The 22,132-nt window shown below is 44.4% G+C and carries 16 protein-coding genes; 3 read left to right on the top strand and 13 right to left on the bottom strand.

The genetic code is table 11. From position 1 onward, the window contains the following. From OO016_RS08770 to OO016_RS08760, 3 genes are all read right to left on the bottom strand, one after another. Complete coding sequence (locus OO016_RS08770; protein WP_266012546.1) at nucleotides 1-528, bottom strand: DUF7935 family protein; 528 nt, start codon at nucleotides 526-528, stop codon at nucleotides 1-3. Nucleotides 529-613: 85 nt separating this feature from the next. Beyond that, complete coding sequence (locus OO016_RS08765; RefSeq protein ID WP_266012545.1) at nucleotides 614-1,384, bottom strand: hypothetical protein; 771 nt, start codon at nucleotides 1,382-1,384, stop codon at nucleotides 614-616. 107 nt (nucleotides 1,385-1,491) lie between these two features. Continuing rightward, entirely contained in the window at nucleotides 1,492-2,769 is a 1,278-nt protein-coding gene (locus OO016_RS08760) for an amidohydrolase (protein ID WP_266012542.1), read from the bottom strand. A gap of 204 nt (nucleotides 2,770-2,973) precedes the next feature. Between OO016_RS08760 and OO016_RS08755 the strand changes: the two genes are divergently transcribed. Beyond that, complete coding sequence (locus OO016_RS08755) at nucleotides 2,974-5,310, top strand: ATP-dependent helicase (RefSeq protein WP_266012539.1); 2,337 nt, start codon at nucleotides 2,974-2,976, stop codon at nucleotides 5,308-5,310. A gap of 45 nt (nucleotides 5,311-5,355) precedes the next feature. Beyond that, complete coding sequence (locus OO016_RS08750) at nucleotides 5,356-5,979, top strand: L-threonylcarbamoyladenylate synthase (RefSeq protein ID WP_266012537.1); 624 nt, start codon at nucleotides 5,356-5,358, stop codon at nucleotides 5,977-5,979. A gap of 50 nt (nucleotides 5,980-6,029) precedes the next feature. On the opposite strand, the gene OO016_RS08745 is transcribed toward OO016_RS08750, so the two are convergent. The 3 genes from OO016_RS08745 to OO016_RS08735 form a co-directional block, all read right to left on the bottom strand. After that, the gene (locus tag OO016_RS08745) at nucleotides 6,030-6,896 is read right to left on the bottom strand and encodes an OmpA family protein (RefSeq protein ID WP_266012535.1); all 867 of its coding nucleotides are present in this window, start codon (nucleotides 6,894-6,896) and stop codon (nucleotides 6,030-6,032) included. A 99-nt stretch (nucleotides 6,897-6,995) separates the two neighbouring features. Then, a complete protein-coding gene (locus tag OO016_RS08740; protein WP_266012533.1) occupies nucleotides 6,996-7,997 on the bottom strand; it encodes a glycosyltransferase family 2 protein in 1,002 nt (333 codons plus the stop codon). 12 nt (nucleotides 7,998-8,009) lie between these two features. Continuing rightward, nucleotides 8,010-8,456 carry a type I restriction enzyme HsdR N-terminal domain-containing protein gene (locus OO016_RS08735; RefSeq protein ID WP_266012532.1) on the bottom strand — a complete coding sequence of 149 codons (447 nt, stop codon included), beginning with the start codon at nucleotides 8,454-8,456 and terminating at the stop codon, nucleotides 8,010-8,012. A gap of 27 nt (nucleotides 8,457-8,483) precedes the next feature. Here OO016_RS08735 and holA point away from each other — a divergent pair, with 27 nt between their 5' ends. Further along, complete coding sequence (gene holA, locus OO016_RS08730; RefSeq protein ID WP_266012529.1) at nucleotides 8,484-9,488, top strand: DNA polymerase III subunit delta; 1,005 nt, start codon at nucleotides 8,484-8,486, stop codon at nucleotides 9,486-9,488. Here holA and OO016_RS08725 read toward each other — a convergent pair. The 7 genes from OO016_RS08725 to OO016_RS08695 all read right to left on the bottom strand — a co-directional run bounded on the left by OO016_RS08725 (nucleotide 9,483) and on the right by OO016_RS08695 (nucleotide 22,071). Next, on the bottom strand, nucleotides 9,483-9,866 hold the full coding sequence (locus OO016_RS08725) for a DoxX family protein (protein ID WP_266012526.1): 384 nt from the start codon (nucleotides 9,864-9,866) through the stop codon (nucleotides 9,483-9,485). The genes holA and OO016_RS08725 overlap by 6 nt on opposite strands. A 45-nt stretch (nucleotides 9,867-9,911) precedes the next feature. Further along, nucleotides 9,912-12,167, bottom strand: coding sequence for an aminotransferase class III-fold pyridoxal phosphate-dependent enzyme (locus OO016_RS08720; RefSeq protein WP_266012523.1), 2,256 nt, complete (start codon nucleotides 12,165-12,167; stop codon nucleotides 9,912-9,914). Nucleotides 12,168-12,263: 96 nt separating this feature from the next. After that, nucleotides 12,264-14,675, bottom strand: coding sequence for an alpha-ketoacid dehydrogenase subunit alpha/beta (locus tag OO016_RS08715; protein ID WP_266012521.1), 2,412 nt, complete (start codon nucleotides 14,673-14,675; stop codon nucleotides 12,264-12,266). A gap of 156 nt (nucleotides 14,676-14,831) precedes the next feature. Next, complete coding sequence (locus OO016_RS08710) at nucleotides 14,832-17,672, bottom strand: gluzincin family metallopeptidase (RefSeq protein WP_266012519.1); 2,841 nt, start codon at nucleotides 17,670-17,672, stop codon at nucleotides 14,832-14,834. Nucleotides 17,673-17,679: 7 nt separating this feature from the next. Further along, complete coding sequence (locus OO016_RS08705; protein ID WP_266012517.1) at nucleotides 17,680-18,366, bottom strand: LOG family protein; 687 nt, start codon at nucleotides 18,364-18,366, stop codon at nucleotides 17,680-17,682. 50 nt (nucleotides 18,367-18,416) lie between these two features. Then, nucleotides 18,417-21,278 (bottom strand): excinuclease ABC subunit UvrA, encoded by a 2,862-nt coding sequence (gene uvrA, locus OO016_RS08700; protein ID WP_266012515.1) that lies wholly within the window; start codon nucleotides 21,276-21,278, stop codon nucleotides 18,417-18,419. A gap of 175 nt (nucleotides 21,279-21,453) precedes the next feature. Further along, complete coding sequence (locus OO016_RS08695; RefSeq protein WP_266012513.1) at nucleotides 21,454-22,071, bottom strand: DUF4130 domain-containing protein; 618 nt, start codon at nucleotides 22,069-22,071, stop codon at nucleotides 21,454-21,456. Between the last annotated feature and the right edge of the window lie 61 nt (nucleotides 22,072-22,132).

The following is a 22,132-nucleotide window of genomic DNA, read 5'->3' as shown; positions in this document are numbered from 1 at the left end:
CTAAATGGATTTCCAAAGACCGCTGATCTCCTTTTTGATATAAGCCAATGCCGTGGCCGAAGGAGATTGTTTTTCCATAGTGGCATTCAGGATATCTTCCCTAAGCTTATCTGAAGAGTCTGATTCACTCATGCCTGCTTTTCGGATGGTTTGTATGGTGGCGTTTTTGGCCGCCTTGATGATATTCCAGCATTCATCGCTCATGTAAATCTGCTGGGAAAGGTTGTGTTCAAATTCGTTCTCTATGGTTTTGATCAACAGATTTTCGTATTCATTCTTGTCGGCCGAACGTGGAGCAACGCGAACCACAAGGCTTGGAATTGCGATACGCTCCAGGAACAATGCCATTCGCTCATAGGCCTGTAGGCGTATAGGCATCGCATTTTTTTGAGAGTCCTTATGCAATAGGAACCGTCTCCGGCCTTCTTCATTTCTGGTGTGTAATCTGAAAAAATAAAACGCCACGGCTCCGGTTACCACGGCTGGCAAGAGGTAGGCGAATAGTTGGAAAATTCCGTCTCCGGTCATTTTATATTAGGTTTGGTTAACGGTTTTACAACGCATGCCGATTTAAAAAAGTATATCAGGTTACAAATAGCAGGATCAACCCCCTTTAATTCTTCATGCTTTTCCTTATGGTTCGATAGAAATCTGCGTAATCGGGATGCAATCGGATTTCCAGGGCGTTTATCAACCCATCCAGTTTTCTTTGGGTTATCTGCCAGGCCGGGATACCGGTTTCCTGGTTTATAATATCCAGGACTGCAGTTATCTGGGCATCCCGGTTTTCTTCGTCGATCATTCCGTTATCCTGGGTAATAAGGCCAAGCTGCCAGGTGGGGTATTGTTTTAATACCTGCCCTACCTTTTTCAGGTAATCACTGGCTTCCAGACTGAGGGTGTCCGCATTTTCATTTTCCCCAACAAGGAATTCATGAGATAACGGTAGTGCCAGCATTCCCTGTCCAATTTTTATCTGAGCACCTTCCCCAAGCGTATTTTTAAAGTCGGTTACCATTAGCAACGCGATGGAATCACCTTTGCTAAACTGGTCGTTGATTATTTTTAATCGCGATTCTTTTTCCCGCAGGCTTTCCAGGGTTGCCCCTATGCTCTCTGATCTCCGGCTGGAGGCCTCGGTAAAGATTTTCAGGTTTTTAAGCAGGGTAGCATTGGCATCCTGCAGCTCACTAACCTGCCGCTCAAATACGGCCGCCCTGGCAGTGCTGATCTTTTCCTGTTGCTGCGCACTGGCTATTACACTGTCTTTCTGTGAGAGTTCCGCCCTGAGCTGGTCTATTTCGGCAAATAGCTCCCTCTTGCTCTGCGCATTCAGGGAGTATGATAGGGCAATCAATACAAGCAATAGTAAAGATTTCTTCATGTAGAGGTATTTATTGATCAATTTCGGAACAAAAATAATTGAATTCCTGATTCCGGAACATTCACATTCGGCCTTTTATGCTTCCATTATGAATGGAATATCTTGTTTTAACTTCTGTTAAGGTAATCCAGGCTCATTTCGGTCAATGCTTTAACACCAAGAATTAAACCACTGTCGTCTATCAGGAAGTCCGGCGTATGATGTGGAAAGGCCTCATTGTTACCAGGGGTCATCCCTCCAAGGAAAAAGAAAAATCCGGGGACATCCCGCTGGTAATATGAAAAATCTTCTGCACCGGTGACTGCTTTTTGCGTTTGAACATTGGAGTTACCGGCTACACGTTCCAGGGTAGGCAACATCTGGGTCACTAATTCCGGATCGTTAAAGGTAATGTCAGTCGCATCTTTGATTGTAATCACAGCTTCACCCCCGTATGCTTTGGCAATAGTGGGCACCATTTCCATCATCCTTTTGTTGATTTGGTCTTTCATACCATAATCAAGGGTCCTGATTGTACCGATCATCTCGGCACTTTCCGGGATAATATTGAAGCGCACTCCACTTTTTATTTTTCCTACAGTAATTACTGCAGCTTCCTGGGTTAGCTTGGCTTCCCTGCTGATTATGGTTTGTAAACCGTCAATGATTTTAGCACTGATTAATATGGGATCCACACCAGACCAGGGCTGGGAGCCATGAGATTGCTTTCCCTTCACTTTGATATTGAACTCCTGAGCTGCAGCCATTGTACCACCGGACTTATATCGTATTACCCCAACAGGAGTCTCGGAATTGATATGAAGACCAAAGATCGCTGAGACATCGGGGTTTTTGAGCACGCCTTCCTTGACCATGAGGAATGCCCCTCCTTCTTCCCCGGGCGGCGGACCTTCTTCTGCAGGTTGAAAGATAAACTTAACGGTACCCCGAATCTTATCCTTGTTGTTGGACAGGATTTCAGCAACGCCCATGAGTATGGCCGTATGGGTATCATGACCACAGGCGTGCATAACCCCGACTTTTTCACCAAGGAATTCCGAAGTTACCTCAGATTTGAAAGGGAGGTCATTTCGCTCCGTAACCGGCAAGGCGTCAATGTCTGCCCTTAGGGCTACCACTTTACCTGGAAGGTCGCCTTTTAATACCCCAACCACTCCGGTATGGGCTACCCCGGTTTGTACTTCCATACCAAGTGAATTCAGGTGTTTTGCTATTTTTTCAGCTGTTTTGAATTCGCGGTTAGACAGCTCCGGGTTCCTGTGAATATCTCTCCTCCAGGTGATTACCTTATCTTCTATGGCCTCGTAATCAGAACTCAGATCGTACCCCTGTCCAAATACGGTTAGACTGCTCAGTAATATGGAGAAAACAAAAAACTTTTTCATAAAGACTATAATAATTTCAATTCGCTGGTTAATCCAAATATTTGAAGCAACAATACAGTTATCAAACTTATTTTGTACTGCTGCTTCTTCCCAATTTTGGCCCCTAAATATATCCAAAATGTACTAATAGGCTTCAGGATGTTCATAATATTTCAGAGGGGTCTTTTTCCGGACCTGAAATATGGCTAACTTCACGCTTCGAAAATGTCTAGTGAATTGAATACTTTTCTGGGGGAGTTGAATGAAGCGCAGAGAGCCCCCGTTGTGCATAAAGAAGGGCCACTCATGGTTATCGCCGGTGCTGGCTCCGGGAAAACCCGTGTACTTACCTATCGCATTGCTCACCTGATGAAACAGGGTATAGATCCTTTTAATATTCTGGCCCTTACCTTCACAAACAAGGCTGCCCGGGAAATGAAAGCACGGATTGAACAATTGGTAGGAGGTGCTGAAGCCAAGAACCTATGGATGGGTACATTCCATTCGGTCTTTGCCCGTCTGCTTCGATTTGATGGTCAGAAGTTAGGCTACCCCAGTAATTTTACTATTTACGACACCCAGGATTCCCAGAGGCTTATTGCTTCCATTATTAAGGAAATGGGGCTTGATAAAGATGTATATAAGTACAAACAGGTACAGAGCAGGATATCTGCCTATAAAAACAGCCTGATTACGGTCAAGGCCTATTTGCAGAATCCGGAGCTTATGGAGGCAGACGCTATGGCCAGACGCCCCCGAATGGGTGAGATCTACCAAAACTACGTAGACCGATGTTTTAAAGCTGGTGCAATGGATTTTGACGATTTGTTGCTGCGCACCAATGAATTGCTTAGCAGATTTCCTGACGTACTAATGAAGTATCAGGACCGTTTCCGTTATATTCTGGTTGACGAGTATCAGGACACCAATCATTCCCAGTATCTGATTGTCAGGGCACTGGCAGACCGGTACCACAATATTTGCGTGGTAGGGGACGATGCTCAGAGTATTTACTCTTTTCGAGGGGCCAATATCTCTAATATACTCAATTTCCAGAGAGACTATGACGATGCCGCAGTCTACCGCCTGGAACAGAATTACCGTTCCACCAAGAACATCGTCAATGCGGCTAATTCCATAATAGCTAACAATAAAGACCAGCTCAAGAAAGTTGTCTGGACCGCTAATGAAGAAGGTCCTAAGATCAAATTGCACAGGAGTCCCACAGATGCAGATGAGGGCCGCTATGTAGCCGGTTCTATATTCGAGAACACCATGCAGTTGCAGCTGAAACACTCCGATTTTGCTGTTTTGTACCGTACCAATTCCCAATCGCGTTCCATAGAAGACGCCCTGAGGAAACGGGATATTCCCTACCGGATTTACGGGGGTGTTTCTTTCTACCAGCGCAAGGAGATCAAGGATTTACTTTCATACCTGAGGTTAATCATAAACCCAAAGGACGAGGAAGCCCTGAAGCGGGTAATAAATTTCCCCGCGCGGGGCATAGGACAGACCACGGTAGACAAACTTACCGTAGCGGCCAACCATTACAAGCGTTCGGTTTTTGAGATCATGGAAAACCTGGACAAGGTAGAGCTTAAGATCAATTCGGGAACCAAATCTAAACTTGAGGATTTTGTCAACATGATTAAAAGCTTTGAGATACTGAACGGGGAAAGTGATGCCTTTACTGTAGCTGAACATGTGGCCAAGAAAACCGGTATCCTAATGGAATTCAAGAAAGATGGTACCCCGGAGGGAATCGCCCGCATGGAAAATATTGAGGAATTGCTCAATGGGATTCAGGATTTTGTAGAGGGCCAGAAGGAACTGGCAGATGCCAAAGGAGATCTCACGGAATTTTTGGAAGACGTGGCCCTTGCTACGGATCTGGATAATGAAAAGGGAGATAAGAACAGGGTCGCCCTTATGACCATACACCTGGCCAAAGGCCTGGAGTTTCCCTATGTATATATTGTGGGGCTTGAGGAAGATCTATTCCCCTCAGCCATGAGCATGAATACCAGAAGTGAACTGGAAGAGGAGCGAAGGCTGTTCTATGTTGCCCTGACCAGGGCTGAAAAGCAAGCCTACCTAACTTATACGCAGAATAGATACCGATGGGGAAAACTGATAGATGCAGAACCCAGCAGGTTTATAGAAGAGATTGATGAGTCCTTTATAGAGGACCTCACCCCAAAGGACAATTATAGATTTAAGCCTCTGATCAATACGGATATTTTTGGAGAAGCAACTCCATCCAGGGGCACCCGCACACAACCACAGAAAAATAAGTTGCAAAGCCTTGGAAAGGCCAGGTCTTCCGAGTTAAAAAAACTGCGCAGGCTTAAGCCCAACCTGGGTACTCCCAGCACCCCCGGGGCTGAAATAAATCTCGATGTGAGCGAAGGCACAACAGTAAATCATTCCCGTTTTGGCAGGGGTACTGTGCTTAAAATAGAAGGGACAGGGGTGGATAAGAAAGCAGAAGTGCGTTTTGAACGCGGAGAAGTAAAAAAACTATTACTGCGCTTTGCCAAGCTTGAGGTTTTGGATTAACAGAGGGAGCATCTTCTTCTAAGGCATGCTAATAAAGAAAAAGACATGGCGGCAGAATTTATTCGGATTTACGAGGAAAACCCCAATCCAAGGGAGGTAAGTAGGGTAGTTGAAGTTCTCAAAAGAGGAGGCATCATTATTTATCCCACCGATACCGTCTATGGAATGGGCTGTGATATCACCAACTCCAAAGCCATGCACCGTCTCGCGAGAATAAAAGGGGTTAAACTGGATAAGATCAACTGGTCTTTTATCTGTGCCGATCTAAGCAACCTTTCGGATTATGTTAGGCAAATAGATTCTACTACATTTAAATTGCTTAAGCGGGCCCTTCCAGGTCCGTATACCTTTGTACTCCCGGGCAATCGGAACCTTCCCAAGGATTTTAAGAAAAAGAAGACAGTGGGTATAAGGGTGCCGGATCATGGAACTGCCCAGGAACTCGTAAGGCAACTGGGCAATCCAATTGTGTCTACCTCCATCAAGGATGATGATGACCTGTTGGAATATACTACAGATCCGGAACTAATCTATGAGAAATGGAAAGATCTGGTAGACGTTGTGGTCCATGGTGGATATGGGGGAAATATACCTTCCACGGTAATCGATCTTTCTCAGGAAGAACCCGTAATCCTGCGCGAAGGGAAGGGTTCCCTGGACATACTATAAAAAAACCGCAGCTTTTGGCTGCGGTTTTATACTGTCGATGAAAGCTTTCCCTAATCGTTGATTGCAGGATCTTTCATTCCTTCTTCGATCATTGAGTAGAACTGATCCAGTTTTGGTAAAACAACAATTCGTGTCCTGCGGTTTTTAGCGCGGTTGGCAGCTGAATTATTATCCATCAATGGAACGTAGTAGCTTCTTCCTGCAGCGGTCATTCTTGCTGGATCTACACCAAAATCATTTTGTAGGATGCGTACAATAGATGTAGCCCTCTTGGCGCTCAGGTCCCAGTTATCCAGCAACACACCACTTCTGTAAGGTACATTGTCTGTATGGCCTTCTACCATGAATTCGAAATCAGGTTTGTTGTTAACCACTTTGGCAACTTTGCCCAGTACCTGCTTGGCGGCATTGGTTACGGTGTAACTTCCGCTTCGGAACAATAGTTTGTCCGAAATAGATACAAAAACAACACCTTTTTCAACACTAATTTCAATATCCTCATCATCCAGGTTGCCCAGCACACCTTTAAGGCTTTGCACCAGGGCAAGGTTTACAGAATCTCTTCTGGTAATAGCATCCTGAAGTTTGCGGATGGTAAGGTCTTTTTCCTGAAGGCTTTCCAGGGATTTTTCTAGGTTTTCAGCTCCCTTGGTTGTAAGGGTGGTCAGGTTACCCATGTTGTTGATAAGCTCCTGGTTGTTGGCCTTTAAGAAGGCGTTTTGATCTTCCAGGGTCTTGAGTTGCGCCATAGCTGTTGCTTTGTCTTCCAGACAGCTATTTAATTTTACCGTTGCGGAGTTGAGCAAATCCTGGGTTTCCTTGTGCTTTGCTTCTAATTCAGCGTATTTTTTCTGAGATACGCAGGAGGAAAGCAGAACCATCATTCCCAACGTGCCTAATAAAACAATTCTTTTCATAATAATTAAATGCTAAGATTATATAGTGAACAAATGAAATCGTAATGATCGTATTTAACAAAATTATGGAATCGTAATTCCTTGTTATTCCAAAATTAGTTAATGTTTTACTAAATCAGTGTATTTCTTAATATGATTTACGTAGTGAGACCATACAATGGATTTTGTAGCATAGTACTTTGTTACAAATTCCGTCTTCTCACGTTTGCTGTACATGGAACTAAAACGTCTGTAAAAACTCAGATGCGCTCTCAGAACAGCTATACAATGCTTGAATTTCAATTGGAATACAAACCGCAGAGCGGCTATTCCGTCCAGTAATAATCTACAAAAAATAATGAGAAAAGCAACTCTTCTGGGCAAATTCTTGGTAATGGAGAACAACGAATTCCTGAAATTGAGGTAAGTCTTTTTCGGGTTCATATTGCTGAGCGTAGAACCTCCCAGATGAAATACATGGGAATCTGGAACATAGTAGACCTTGTGTCCTTTGTTGTGAGCTCTCCAACACAGGTCTACTTCTTCCTGGTGTGCGAAATAATCTTCATCAAATCCGCCGAGTTCTTGAAAAACCTCGCGCCTGATAAACATACATGCACCGGTTGCCCAAAATATTTCGGAGGCCTCATTATATTGCCCTTCGTCTTTTTCCAATGACTGGAAGATACGCCCCCTGCAAAACGGATACCCCAACTGGTCGAGAAAACCCCCGGCAGCCCCCGCATATTCAAAGTGGTCCTTTTTCAATAAGTCGAGAATCTTGGGTTGAACAATGGCCACTTCCGGGTGGTCCTCAAAAAATTGAAGAACAGGTTCGAGCCATCCCGGGGTTACTTCCACATCCGAGTTTAGCAGGCAAAGCAGATCGGCATCTACCGCCTTCAGCGCCTCGTTGTAACCCCTGGCAAAACCCCAGTTTTCTGCATTGCAAACGATTTTTACCTCGGGGTAGCTGGCTTTCAGGTAGTCTATAGAATTGTCTGTGGAGGCATTATCGGCCACATAAACTTCCGCACCCCGGGAATGTTCCAGAACACCGGGGAGATATCTTTCAAGGAGGGATTGTCCGTTCCAGTTAAGTATAACAACAGCAAGTCTCAAAACGCTTGCAAATTAACGGCTAAATTCAGGAATTTGTTCTAAAAAAATATATTTTTCCTTATCGAAGTCCATTTCACAGCAGTACAACTTCGCACCGTTGGTTAAGACAAGCAACCTGGATTGCAGCGCCATATTATAACGGGCTATCTGGTCGAAGGTCTCTTGCGTAATCGGGATATTCGGGGCCTTGCATTCGGCCAACAAAACGATCTCCCCCAGGGGCGAAAATACAACCAGGTCATACCTTTTGCTCAAGCCGTGCATACGAATAATCTTTTCCACATTGATAAGGCTTTTGGGATATCCCTTATCTTTAATCAGGTAGTGAACCAGATGCTGTCTCACCCATTCTTCCGGTTGTAAAACCACAAACTTTTTACGGATGACATCAAAAATGTAGCGTGTATTTTCGCTACTTTTAAATCGAAAATCGTATTGCGGAAAGCATAAAGGCTTCATACCTGCAAAAGTGACAAAAATTTTCCTATGGATGAAGTAAAACAGATCGTTGAGGAGATTAGAAAGGGGCAACCCAGGCCCATTTATTTCCTTATGGGAGATGAAACCTATTATATTGACCGGATTGCAGACTTCATCAGTGATACAGTACTTACAGAGGAGGAGAAAGGCTTTAACCAGGTAGTCCTGTATGGTAAAGAAGTGGCGGTAGACGATGTTGTTTCACAGGCCAAACGTTACCCTATGATGGCAGATAAGCAGGTGGTCATTGTAAAGGAGGCTCAGCACCTGTCCCGCACCATAGATCAATTTGCCGCTTATGCAGACAACCCTCAGCCTTCAACTGTCCTGGTGCTGTGTTATAAGTACAAAAAGCTGGACAAACGCAAAAAGCTGTACAAATCCCTCCTTTCATCTAATGCGGTAATTTTTGAAAGCAAAAAACTCTATGAGAATCAGGTAACGGAATGGATAAGGAAGACCCTCAAGAGCCAGGGGTATACCATCTCCCATAAAGCGAGCATTTTACTTGTTGAGTTTCTGGGCACTGACCTGAGCAGGATTAGCAACGAACTGGAAAAACTAAAATTGGTCCTGCCCCAAAGCAGCCAGATCACGCCAGACCACATTGAACAACATATTGGCATCAGCAAGGATTACAACAACTTTGAACTTAAAAAAGCCATTGGGGAGAAGGACGTAAAAAAGGCTACCCAGATCATCAATTACTTTACGCGCAACCCCAGGGATAACCCCTTTGTAGTTACAGTAACACTTTTACATACCTTTTTCTCTCAGTTGTTGCAGTACCACGGGCTAAAGGATCATTCCCCTAAGAACGTGGCCAGTGCCTTGCGCATCAACCCTTATTTTGTGGGTGAATTCCAGACGGCTGCCCGTAACTATCCTATGAAAAGGGCAAGCCAGATTATTTCAGCACTTCGTGAACTGGATTTAAAGGGTAAAGGAGTAGGAGCCAGCAATATGCCCCAGGGTGAACTCCTGAAGGAGCTTCTCGCAAGAATTTTATAAGGCAGACTTATCCACGCTGTATTTACCCGGGCCAACTAATGCCAGGGCAACAAATACTGTAAAATACACCAGGGACAGTTCTTTGTCTGAGAAAGGATCTGCCCTGTGATGAATAAATCCGGCAACACCCATGGTTATAGCCGTTATGGCAGAAGCCCATCGGGTTTTAAAGCCGATAATAATAAATACCGGACAGATAAACTCACCGATAACCGTAAGGAATAAGGAAGGTGTTTCCCCAATACCTATAGGGTTGGCAAACTGGAAATCACCATTAATCAGTTTCTGCAATTTGGAGAAGCCATGAACCATCATCATGGCAGAGGCAAATATGCGCAGCAGGGCGATGCCCGCGTTTATGCGAAGCTTTTTAGACATTCATAACAAGATTGGTGCATGGTAAAGTTAGGTTTTTTTTTGGAATCAAGGCCATTCTCTTGCCAGTATACCATGCATGGCCGCACATAGGATGTCTGCATCCTCCCTGTTGAAATAAAGGGGTGGCTTAATCTTTATGACTTCCTCAAAGGGACCATCGGTGCTGACAAGTATATGTTCTTGCCTTAGTTGGTTTTTGATCCTGCTGGCAAGTTGAGTGCCGGGACCCCCCTTATGATCCTGAAATTCAACACCAATAAAAAGCCCTGTTCCCCTGACATCTGCCAGGCATTTAAATTGGCTTTGCAATTCCCTTAAACGCTCACACAGATAATCTCCTACCTCCTGTGCTTTACGCTGTAAATCTTCCCGCTCAATTACTTCAAGGACTGCCTGACCAATAGCACAGGATACGGGGTTGCCCCCAAACGAACTGAAGAATTCGGGACCTTGTTCAAACTTTTCAGCAATATGCTCCGTGGTGATTACTGCACCAATTGGATGCCCATTGCCCATCGGTTTACCCAGGATAACGATATCCGGGACTACCCCGTGCATTTCAAACCCCCAGAAGTGCCTGCCCAATCTACCGAAACCAACCTGAGTTTCATCACTTATGCACACCCCACCTTGTTGTCGTATAACGGGATAAATGTCCTTCAGGTAATTTTTTGCCAGGGGTACCTGTCCGCCACAGCCAACAATAGGTTCAGCAATAAAAGCAGCAATTTCCTGTTCATAGGGTTTAAGCAGGGCTATAGCTTGCTCAGCAAAGTAAGCACCGGCCGAACCATTGTCTGAGTATCCGGATCCGAACGCTTTTGGCAGGGGAAGCTCAATTACAGATTCGGGTTTGCCTATTCCTTGTTTGTCTGAATATTTATAGTGGCTGATCCCAATCCCGATCTGAGTGTTTCCATGGTATCCATGCTCAAGAACTGCAATCTTCTCTCGTGAATTAAATGACCTGGACAACCGGATTGCCAGGTCAGTGGCCGAACTCCCTGAATTCAGAAGGAAGATCTTGTTGAGCGTTTTTGGAAAAGTTTTCAGGAGACGCTCGGAATACGAAAGAATTTCATCGTAAAGATATCGGGTATTGGTGTTAAGGCGGGCCAGGGTTTGCTGACCGGCGCGGACAATATACGGATGGCTGTGGCCAGCGAGCATAATATTGTTGTAGGCATCCAGATAAGTATTGCCTTCTGTGTCGTACATGTACTGGAATGCCGACCGATACATCTGTATTGGTTCCTGGTATGAAACGGAAAGCGACTTACTAAGGACAGCATTTCTCCTTTTGATCTGTTGATCCCTGGAAGGAAATTTTATAGCTGCATAACCTGCTGCCTGGCGGAACTTTTGCGCAACCCTTAAGGGGTTAATGGATATCCATTTATCTAGCAATGCCCATGCCGGCTTTTCGCTTATGGTGATATAATCCGAATCCGGAATTTGGGTTTTGGAGTAAGCCGAATTACAAACGCTGGTACACAGCCTTGCAGCTACCAGGTAATACAAAATATCCAGTTCTTCCTTGTACATTTTCTGAACACTCTGGTACCCTGAGATCACCTGGGAGGCTGCTTCAAGAGGATCATCTTTTCCCATCATTACATAGGTGATGGCCACAGCCAGCTCATTAATAAGCCAACTGTAACACATATCCCCAAAGTCTATTATTCCCGTAACCAGACCATTCTTTGTAAGTACGTTCCAGTCATTAGCATCGTTATGAATGAGTGATTTCCTTAGTGTATGGGCGATGGGAAGAACCTGTTCCTCGTATTGAAGGAAAAAATAATCTGCCAGGCTCCTTTTTTCGGGCTGCTCAATATAGGAGAGCAACTCCCGGTTGTCTAAAAAGTGTCGAAGGTCCCATTGGATTTCCCTGATCCCGAGTTGATGGGGATCTATAAGTCCCATTTTCACATCCATTTCACCCAGTAATCTGCCAAAAGATTGCAAAAGCAAATTAGTATGCGGGACTTCGGCCAGGAAATCACCATAAACGAATTTGTGCAGGCGAAATATTTTACCATCAGACCGGACTATGTCTTCTTTCCGCAGGCCGGTCATTACAACTGGGAAATAATAGGGCGATAGATTGGCTAGCGCGGCCAGAACTTTGCTTTCCACCGCTAACAGGCCTTGCCTCGATGTAGTGTCCTCATAGCATTTCAGCACATAGCGCCCCTCGGTAGTGTCTATCTGGAAATTAGAACTGCCATAACCCTCCAGGGTTTTGATTTCCTCAGCTTCCAGTCCAAAATGTGATTGCAGCAATCCCGGAATGTCCATGCCTCTAATGTTCTCCCTGTAAACTTAATGTATTTGCTGATGATATCAGGGATATCCGGTAAGTGTTCTGGTGTTAAATGCAAGCAGTGGTGAGGACTACCTTAATTTCGGAAAGTCAGCCGGGTTAGTTTCGTGCATTATGTCGTACACTTTTTCAAAAATATCCTCGGCGTTTGGTTTGGAGAAATAATCCCCATCACTGGCGTAGGCAGGTCTGTGCGCCCTGGCGGTAAGTGTCTGAGGAGGACTGTCCAGATATTGGTAACCACCCTGTTTTTCCACGATTTCCTGCATAAGATAGGCTGCGCAACCGCCTGGTACATCTTCATCAATAACCAAAAGACGGTTGGTTTTCTTTACGCTCTGCAGAACATCCTGCCTTCTATCGAAAGGAAGCAGTGTTTGTGCGTCGATTACTTCAGCATCAATGCCCACTTCTTTTAGTTCCTGAGCCACTTCCATTACAATTCGAAGGGTTGATCCGTAGGAAACAAGAGTAATATCAGTGCCTTCTTTTACTGTTTCTACTACACCAATAGGAGTACAGAATTCGCCCAGGTTATTGGGCAAGGGTTCCTTAAGCCGATATCCGTTAAGGCTCTCTACCACAAGTGCCGGTTCATCACTTTTGAGCAGGGTATTGTAAAATCCAGCCGCCTTGGTCATGTTCCTGGGAACGAGTATGTACATCCCTCTTAAAAGGTGTACTAAAGCACCCATCTGAGATCCGGAATGCCAAATTCCTTCCAGGCGATGTCCGCGAGTCCTTACAATTAATGGCGCTTTTTGTTTACCTACGGTACGATAAAGCAATGTGCTTAGATCGTCGCTTAAGGTTTGCAGGCCATACATAAGGTAATCGAGGTACTGTATCTCTGCGATGGGTCTGAGACCTCGCAGTGCGAGCCCTATGCCCTGCCCAATGATAGTGGCTTCCCGTATCCCTGTGTCCGCGATTCGCAGTTCACCGTATTTGCTTTGTAATCCTTCCAGCCCCTGGTTTACATCGCCTATTGCACCTGAATCCTCACCAAAGATGAGGGCCTCTGGATAATTGCCGAATATCTGGTCAAAATTATCTCGTAAAACAATCCTTCCGTCTACCTTTTCAGACTTGTCGGAATACGTAGGTTTTATTTCCGGAACAGTCAGAGCATTCTGAGGAAGTTCACTGTAGAGGTGAGAGCTGAATTTTGGCTCACACTCCTGCAGGAATTGGTTCACCCACTGCAAGAGAGCCTGTTTTTGTGGAGTGCTTTCACCTAGCAAATACCGCAATGCTTTTCTTCCTTTGGAAGCAACATCCTTTTTAAGGGGTTCCTCAATAGCAATAAGGTCATTCTTCACTTTTGTTATAAATGCCTTATTAGGGCTATGGTTAGCTGCCTGGTCCATTAAGGAAATTAGGGCGCGCTTAGCTTCCCTGTGAGGTGCGAGAAACTCTTCCCAGGCTTCTTTTTTCGCAGCACGTACTTCGCGTTTAATGGATTTCTCCATTTCAGCAAGTGTGTCTTCCTCTGTTATATTGTTGGCCAGGATCCACTCCCGGAAGCGTTTGTTGCAGTCGTGCTCCCTTTCCCATTCCAGGCGCGCTTCACTTTTATAACGCTCATGAGAGCCGGATGTTGAATGTCCCTGTGGCTGGGTCAGTTCCACCACATGGATTATAATAGGCACATGTTCTTCACGCGCCATATCCGAGGCATTTTCATAGGTATGGATCAGTGCAGTATAATCCCATCCTTTAACCTTCAGTATCTCATAGCCAGGTGAATCTTTCTCCCTTTTAAAACCTTCCAGAATTTTTGAAATATCTTCCTTGGTGGTCTGATATTTGGCAGGAACCGATATGCCGTATTCATCATCCCAGACACTAACGATCATAGGTACCTGTAGTACGCCTGCAGCGTTTATAGTTTCAAAAAAATGACCCTCACTTGTACTCGCGTTCCCGATGGTTCCCCAGGCCACTTCATTGCCATCATGACTAAACTTGGCAGATTTGATCCCTTCAACATGACGGTAAATCTTGGAAGCCTGTGCCAGTCCTAAAAGCCTTGGCATCTGCCCAGCTGTAGGAGATATATCCGGGCTACTGTTCTTTTGTTTGGTTAGATCTTTCCAGCTACCGTCTTCGTTAAGGCTGTACGTGCCGAAGTGCCCGCCCATTTGCCTGCCGGCGCTCATGGGCTCCTTTTCCAGGTCTGTAGTGGCGTAAAGTCCGTGAAAGAAATCCTTGGCAGTCAGTTCGCCAATGGCCATCATGAATGTCTGATCGCGATAATATCCACTTCTGAAATCACCATCCTTGAATGCTCTCGCCATTGCTAGCTGCGGCAATTCCTTCCCATCGCCGAAAATGCCAAACTTAGCCTTACCGGTAAGCACTTCTCTCCTTCCCAGAAGACTGCATTCCCGGCTGGTTAGCGCTATTTTATAATCAAATAGAATTTGTGCCTTAAAATCCTCAAAAGATATGTCGTTACTAGTCTGGTACTTTACGCTCATCAGGCACTATGGATTTAACGCAAAAATATCAATTACAGTTGAATTTTGCAATCTCAACCCGTGATTTTTATTAAGTATTTAATAAAAAATGTGATGTATTATGGAGTTAAATTTAAGGTTTATCAAAATAACAGCTTTAAATTACGAATAATGCAATTAAAACCACTTGCGGGTAAACAAGCCGATAAGTGTTCTGGGGCTTAGTGTGACCAGAAAACGAATACGCTCCTCATAATTCGGCTGGCCTATTTCCCAGCCGTTATTGGAGTAGAGCGGGAAATACAATTCAAAGTAATCCGTTACCAGATTTAACCTGATTCCCGAATCGTATACAAAGCGTGAATTGGTGTTTTTATTTTTGATAAACCCTGCATCTCCGTAAAGCTCAATCCATTTCCATAGATTGAAACTAGCGTTGGTAGTCACTATCCAGTCATTGGCAAACGGGTTCTCCAACTGCGATTTAAACCCTCCTTCTGCTATTATGATCTGCTGACTTGTTATGCCTGAATCCTCGGATCTACCCAGGTAATTATAGTCAAACAGATAGTCTGTCGGGCGGTCAAGGGCAAAACTGAAAAAATCGGAATTGGTTTGATTCCTGATGAACTTGCCGGCGAAGAACCTGAGGTTTACCTGGGTATTGTTCTGGAATAATTTACGGTATTCCATATTTAACGCCAATTTGGTGAAATCAGCGGAATGCTGCGCATCTGCAAACCAGGAGAAGTAATCGATAATCCCGTTATTAATACTATTAAACCGCAGGTTAAATACACTGTAATCCGGATCGGTTTGCAGGTCTAATGAGGGATCTATATCCCTAAAAACATTGACATAGCGGAAAACCAAAGAACTCCTCTTATTAGCAATCAGGTCAGCTGGCCTCCAGCCAATGCCAACAGAAGGGGTGATGGTGCTGTAGCGGGAGTTGGTCTGGAAATGTGCCGTAGAGGCACGCATTGCATAATTGATAACGTACAGACCACTTTTTTGCAGGTACTGCCTGTAATTGAGCTTGGCAAAGCCCACCATTGATTTTTCACGCATGGCGTAGCTGGGTGAAAAATCGTAAATAAAAGGCCTTTCCAGCAAAGTCTTGTTGGTAAATCGGATGCCCGGGCTAAGTCCGTCGTACACATTGAAGTTAGCAACAGGCATGTAAAAAATCTGGTTGTAATAGGGATCCTCAGAGTCCTTAAAAAATTGGAGCTTGAGTTTTTTATTGCTGGAAAACCATCCTTTGAGTGTTTTCCAGTTATCCCTTTGATTGAATTCAGGGATTTTCTGATCGTAATTTAGAACCAATCGATTCTCCGTATTCCTGGGTAAAGCAAATTCCCGTTCATCCTCAATATTAGTTAACCAATATTCGGATACCACGGTATCATTTCTGATTCCGAATAAGGAGATGGGCACGTTTGTTCCCGTCTTGTTTTTGATGGTAACGTAAAGCGAATCCTGGGCTTTGACTACATTGGATATCTTGAAGTCAATACGCTTGTCCGAACTGACATATGTATCATAAAACCAGCTGATGTCTTTTTCCGTGTTTTGTTCCAGAATCCGGATAAAATCCAGGGGACTAACCTGTTTAAGGCTGTACTCCTCATAAAACTCCGAAACACTTTTATCAACTACTGTATTCCCCAGGTAATCTGCCAGATAGGCCAGCCCGAGCCCGGCCTTGTAGGTGTTTGCTATTTTCTGGTTGAACTTAATCAGGGAATCGTTGGGGGTAGTCAGTGCCTGATCGAGGTTCTTCCTGGCAGTGAGCATATTAAAGAAGGCATACTGCTCGTTGAATCCCATTTCAGCCAGATGGTAGTTGCGAACCCCCCAAATACTTGATAGCTTACCTAATAATTTCTGATCAGGATAAAATGTGTCAACATACTTGATCATCATGTAATTGACCAATGCGTCGGTGAGCCATTGCTCCTTTCTGGGATCTACAAAAATGGTTTCCCTCATGTAACTTCGCAACGCGGTTTTGAGAAATTTCAATTCAAACTGGAACTGTTCCTTGTAAGGACGCACAAAGGAAGGCAGCTGACTAAGGCCGTAAAGCGGGTTCTTATTGAAATCAATTTCACTCACAAGGAGCTGTTCATAAGGGAATTTGCCGAGGTTTTCAGTAATAAAGTCGGTAATTCGGTTAATGGATACTCCCTGGGAAATGTTGTCGTATTTATTAGACCGGATGTCCGTTGCCACTACAAGATTAGAAGTCACATGCTTGATAAATTCCCATTGAGCATTGAGTATTATATCACAGGATTTGCGATTTACACCGCTCAGGGTGGCATAGTTCTTATCCGGGAAGGGCATGATATTAACCTCGTTAAAGTTAGTGCCCATATCCAGCCCTGCCGGATAGGTAAAGAAGATATTTGTATCGGTGTTGTCGGTATAAAGATCTTCCAGGTTTTTATTGGAGTATAAATGCCATTCTCCATCGTAAACAGCAGGGGTCAGATACCAGTCCTTCAAATAAAATCCCCCATCTGCACCGTATCCAAAAGGAGTATAACGGTTAGGCGGAAGCTTAACCGTGTATGTAAATATAAAACGCTGCTCTCCACCAGGGGGTATAGGTTCGTTGAGCTCAATTCTTATGAGGTCTATTTGCCCCTCTTTTCGTTTCCAGGTCAGGGAACGAAAATCTTCGTCTAGCATACTTAATACTTCTGTGGATCCGCGGTTGCTATCCTTGGCCAGGTGGAGTGCCTTTTTGAAATCTTCGGCAAATCTCCTGGCGAGAGCAGTGTTTTTATCCGAATAAGCATGTGCCCAGTCATTAAAGTATAAAACAGACAGGGTGTCTGCGGAGGAGTTCTTGTAAGTGAATTCCTGCTGGATATTTACAGTGCTGGTTCCCCGTTCAAGTGTAGCCTTTAAAGTATTGTCGTGCTGAGCCTTTAAATAGGATGATTGCAGCAAACAGATGCAGACCAGAAAGGCGAATATGAGCGAAATACGTTTATTTTGCGGCATTGCTGTATTAGAAATTGGGGCTCAGGGTATGGCCTTTATAGAAGGCATCAATAAGTTCAACTACTTCTTCAGCCGAGTCTACAATACGAATAAGATCCAGGTCGCCGGCACTTATATTTCCGGCTCCAAGCATAGTTTCCTTTATCCAGTCTATCAGGCCTTTCCAGAACCGGGATCCCACCAGGATTATTGGAAACCTACCTATTTTATTTGTTTGAATAAGAGTAATTGCTTCGAATAATTCATCCAGGGTGCCAAAACCACCAGGCATAACCACAAACCCCTGCGAATATTTAACGAACATGACCTTCCTGACAAAAAAGTAGTCGAAGTCCAGACTTTTATCATCATCTATGTAGGGGTTATCGTGTTGTTCGAAAGGCAAATCGATATTTAGTCCTACCGAGGTGCCACCTGCCAGGTGTGCTCCCCTGTTCCCGGCCTCCATTATTCCAGGACCACCCCCTGTAATAATTCCATAACCGGCTTCGGCAATTTTCCTTGCTATATTAACGGTAAGTTCATAGTACTCATTTTCCTGCTTTGTACGAGCAGAGCCGAAAATAGTAACACAGGGCCCAATGGCACTCATTTTTTCGAAACCATTTACAAATTCCCCCATAATCTTGAAGATTGCCCAGGAATCATTGGTTTTAATTTCATTCCAGCCTTTTGGATGTTTCTCTTTTCTCATGGAATTATATTTAACCCAAATGAGTAACGTATACTCATCACTTAATATTTTCAATTACTACTTTGAAAATCATCCGAATATTCCGGAAGTTCCCGTTTTAAGAATTGAGCAGTATAGCTTCGTTCGTCCCTTGCCACTTCCTCCGGAGTTCCTTCCGCAACAATCATTCCACCTCCACGCCCTCCTTCATATCCAATATCTATGATATGATCAACCATTTTAATCACATCCATGTTGTGTTCGATGACCAGTACGGTATTTCCTTTGTCTACCAGCTTGTTGAGCACTTCCATAAGCACACGGATATCTTCAAAATGCAGTCCTGTAGTGGGTTCATCCAGAATGTAAAAGGTGTTCCCGGTATCCCTTTTGGAAAGTTCGGTGGCCAGTTTCACCCGCTGTGCTTCCCCACCGGATAGGGTAGTGGATTGCTGACCCAGCGAAATGTATCCCAGGCCCACTTCCTGTATGGTCTTAAGTTTTCGATAAATCTTTGGAATATGCTCAAAAAAGGCTACGGCTTCATCCATAGTCATTTCCAGCACATCGGCAATGGATTTTCCCTTATAACGGATTTCAAGAGTTTCCCGATTGAAACGTTTCCCATTGCAGGTTTCGCATTCAACATAAACATCGGGCAGAAAGTTCATTTCAATAACGCGCAAACCGCCTCCCTGGCAAGTCTCGCATCTCCCGCCCTTCACATTAAAACTAAAACGTCCGGGTTTATATCCGCGAATAGAGGCCTCTGGTGTTTTGGAAAACAGGGAACGAATCTCGCTGAACACTCCAGTATACGTAGCCGGATTGGAACGTGGTGTTCGGCCTATGGGCGACTGGTTAATATCTATTACCTTGTCTATATGTTGTAAGCCTTTGATGTCTTTGTATGGCATGGGCTTCCTGACACCATTGAAAAAGTAGGCGTTTAGAATAGGGTAGAGGGTCTCATTGATAAGAGTTGATTTGCCACTGCCGGAAACCCCGGTAACGCCAATCATTTTGCCCAAAGGGAAAAGTGCATCCACATTTTTCAAATTATTTCCTGTGCAACCCTTGAGCAATAAGGATTTTCCATTTCCTTTCCGCCTTTTCTTGGGTACGGGAATAGATTTTATGCCGGAGATGTAGTCTGCGGTTAGAGTATGATGACCAACTAATTCGCTCGGAGGACCTTCTGAGATAATCTCGCCCCCATGCTTGCCCGCCCTTGGCCCGATGTCGATCACATGGTCTGCATGCTCGATCATATCACGATCGTGCTCTACCACAATTACAGAGTTTCCTATATCCCTCAATGACTCAAGTGAGTGTATGAGTCGGTTATTGTCCCTCTGGTGCAATCCAATACTGGGTTCGTCCAGAATATAGAGGACCCCTACCAGTTGTGAGCCAATTTGGGTGGCCAGCCTTATGCGCTGCGCTTCCCCTCCGGACAGGGATTTGGAGCTCCTGTTCAGGGACAGGTAGTCCAGTCCTACATCTAAAAGAAACTGCAAACGCGTACCGATTTCCTTGACTACTTCTTCGGCAATTTTCTTCTGGTCACCTTTCAGTACCTGCTTTAGTTCCCTGAAAAAGGCAGCCAGATCACCAATGTCCATCTCGGAGAGTTCGGCTATATTCTTGTTATTAATCCGAAAGTACAGGGAGGATATCTTAAGTCGGGATCCCTTACAACTCGGACAACTAATACGGTCCATATATTCCCGTGCCCATCTCCTGATGCTGCTGGAGTCTGCTTCCTTATGCTGTGCCTTTATGAAATTGGCTATGCCTTCGTAATCTATTTTATATTCACGTCTTACCCCAAGGGTTTTGGAGTCTACTTCGAAATTTTCTTCACCGCCGTACAGAATTACCTCCATCGCATCTTCTGGTAGGGTTGCTATAGGATCATTCAGGTCAAAATCGTAGCGCCGGGCTATAGTTTCCAGCTGTCGGAATGCCCAGGATTTCTTGTATTCGCCCAATGGAGCAATACCCCCGGCTTTGATGGATAGCTTTTTATTCGGGAAAATCTTTTGCTCGTTAATCTCATAAACATGACCCAGTCCGTGACAATCCGGGCACATGCCTTTGGGGGAATTAAAAGAAAAAGTGTTAGGTTCTGGCACGGGATAGGATATTCCTGAACTTGGGCACATAAGATCCCGACTAAAATAGCGCGGCTCTTCCTGCCCTTCTTCAAGTACCATTAGCACATTGCTGCCACTGTACATGGCTGTATTGATGGATTCAGCAAGCCTCTTTTCGGTTTCCTCTCCTTCAGAAACCAGTAAACGGTCTACAACGATCTCAATATCATGAGTCTTATAACGGTCTACCTTCATCCCCTGTATGATATCCCGGATTTCGCCATCTACCCGGACCTTTACAAACCCTTGTTTGGCTATCTGCTCAAAGAGTTCCCTGTAGTGTCCCTTTCGCGATTTAACCACCGGTGCAAGGATGTTGATCTTCTTATCGGCAAATGAGGTAAGGATCAGATTTTTAATTTGTTCATCGCTATAGCTCACCATTTTTTCCCCTGTCTTGTAGCTATAGGCTTCCCCGGCCCTGGCAAAAAGCAGTCGCAGGAAATCATAAACCTCGGTGATTGTCCCTACAGTAGATCTCGGAGATTTGGAGGTAGTCTTCTGTTCAATAGCAATAACCGGTGAAAGCCCGTCTATTTTATCAACATCCGGACGCTCCAGTCCTCCAAGAAATTGGCGTGCATAGGCAGAAAAGGTCTCTATGTAGCGCCGTTGACCCTCGGCATAAATAGTATCGAATGCCAGTGATGATTTACCGCTGCCAGACAGGCCTGTGACAACCACCAGCTTTTCCCGGGGGATAGTCAGGTCAATATTCTTGAGGTTGTGAACCCTGGCGCCCTGAACCTGTATGTTTTCCTCGAAATCTATCATCCTGCAGAAGAAAGTGGCAAAGGTAAGGCTTTGGCGAGTAATAAGGAAGTCGACTATATTAACAAAAGAGCACTAAAGGGATTATTTATCAGTACTATATAAGCCATTTAAAATAACTAAAATGGCATGTAAGGAAAACTAATCACATAGGCCCTGTTTAGTATATGCGAAAGTATCAGGCAGCATCAACCCAATTGAATTGGCGGGGGATTTCCGTAACCATTTGGGTAACGTCCCCATCAAAATAAATACCGTAATTCCGTTGCTGATCAAAAATAATCCAAGGATTGCTGTGATGGGTCAGCCTGAAGAACCTTGAGATCAGGGGCAGGATGTTGTATTTTGGTCTGATCCTTACTATAGCAGGTTTACCCTGAGCAAAATTCAGGTTTATAGAAGCTTCCCATTTTCTTTTCTCACGGGATACCCTGCTCACTATTCCTTCCAGGTAATTAAACCCATTCTGAACATCGTCATCACTGGTAATAGGCAGTCGCCCTAGACGCCTCACGATCTGGCGATATAACCGGATTTCAATACCCGGGGTTTCGCTAAGGAAGGCAAAGTAGATGTTCTTCAGGGCTTCATAGTGTTTGTCCTGTAATTTATACCAAACTCTTTTGGCCTTGTTAAGCTCTGTTTTTGTTACAATGGCGTTTGAAAACATGTCTTCCTGATATTGATCTTCTTTTAAAATACCGGTAACGAAGAGCTTGCTTTCATAGGCTTTATATACAGCGCATAAAAAACCATTAAAGCTCCCATCATAAATTAAAGTTACACCATGTTCCATAATATTTCCAATTTCAATTAGATCGCTATATGTATTATTTCCAAATATATGGAAAATATCC

It is taken from the genome of Lentiprolixibacter aurantiacus (assembly GCF_026241225.1).
GTDB lineage: Bacteria > Bacteroidota > Bacteroidia > Flavobacteriales > Flavobacteriaceae > Lentiprolixibacter > Lentiprolixibacter aurantiacus.
This window is presented reverse-complemented; position numbering and strand designations above follow the sequence as displayed.

Coding starts and splice junctions, on each gene's coding strand:
- OO016_RS08770 (WP_266012546.1), bottom strand. CDS start 528: ATGACCGGAGACGGAATTTTCCAACTATTCGCCTACCTCTTGCCAGCC.
- OO016_RS08765 (WP_266012545.1), bottom strand. CDS start 1,384: ATGAAGAAATCTTTACTATTGCTTGTATTGATTGCCCTATCATACTCC.
- OO016_RS08760 (WP_266012542.1), bottom strand. CDS start 2,769: ATGAAAAAGTTTTTTGTTTTCTCCATATTACTGAGCAGTCTAACCGTA.
- OO016_RS08755 (WP_266012539.1), top strand. CDS start 2,974: ATGTCTAGTGAATTGAATACTTTTCTGGGGGAGTTGAATGAAGCGCAG.
- OO016_RS08750 (WP_266012537.1), top strand. CDS start 5,356: ATGGCGGCAGAATTTATTCGGATTTACGAGGAAAACCCCAATCCAAGG.
- OO016_RS08745 (WP_266012535.1), bottom strand. CDS start 6,896: ATGAAAAGAATTGTTTTATTAGGCACGTTGGGAATGATGGTTCTGCTT.
- OO016_RS08735 (WP_266012532.1), bottom strand. CDS start 8,456: ATGAAGCCTTTATGCTTTCCGCAATACGATTTTCGATTTAAAAGTAGC.
- holA (WP_266012529.1), top strand. CDS start 8,484: ATGGATGAAGTAAAACAGATCGTTGAGGAGATTAGAAAGGGGCAACCC.
- OO016_RS08725 (WP_266012526.1), bottom strand. CDS start 9,866: ATGTCTAAAAAGCTTCGCATAAACGCGGGCATCGCCCTGCTGCGCATA.
- OO016_RS08720 (WP_266012523.1), bottom strand. CDS start 12,167: ATGGACATTCCGGGATTGCTGCAATCACATTTTGGACTGGAAGCTGAG.
- OO016_RS08715 (WP_266012521.1), bottom strand. CDS start 14,675: ATGAGCGTAAAGTACCAGACTAGTAACGACATATCTTTTGAGGATTTT.
- OO016_RS08710 (WP_266012519.1), bottom strand. CDS start 17,672: ATGCCGCAAAATAAACGTATTTCGCTCATATTCGCCTTTCTGGTCTGC.
- OO016_RS08705 (WP_266012517.1), bottom strand. CDS start 18,366: ATGAGAAAAGAGAAACATCCAAAAGGCTGGAATGAAATTAAAACCAAT.
- uvrA (WP_266012515.1), bottom strand. CDS start 21,278: ATGATAGATTTCGAGGAAAACATACAGGTTCAGGGCGCCAGGGTTCAC.
- OO016_RS08695 (WP_266012513.1), bottom strand. CDS start 22,071: ATGGAACATGGTGTAACTTTAATTTATGATGGGAGCTTTAATGGTTTT.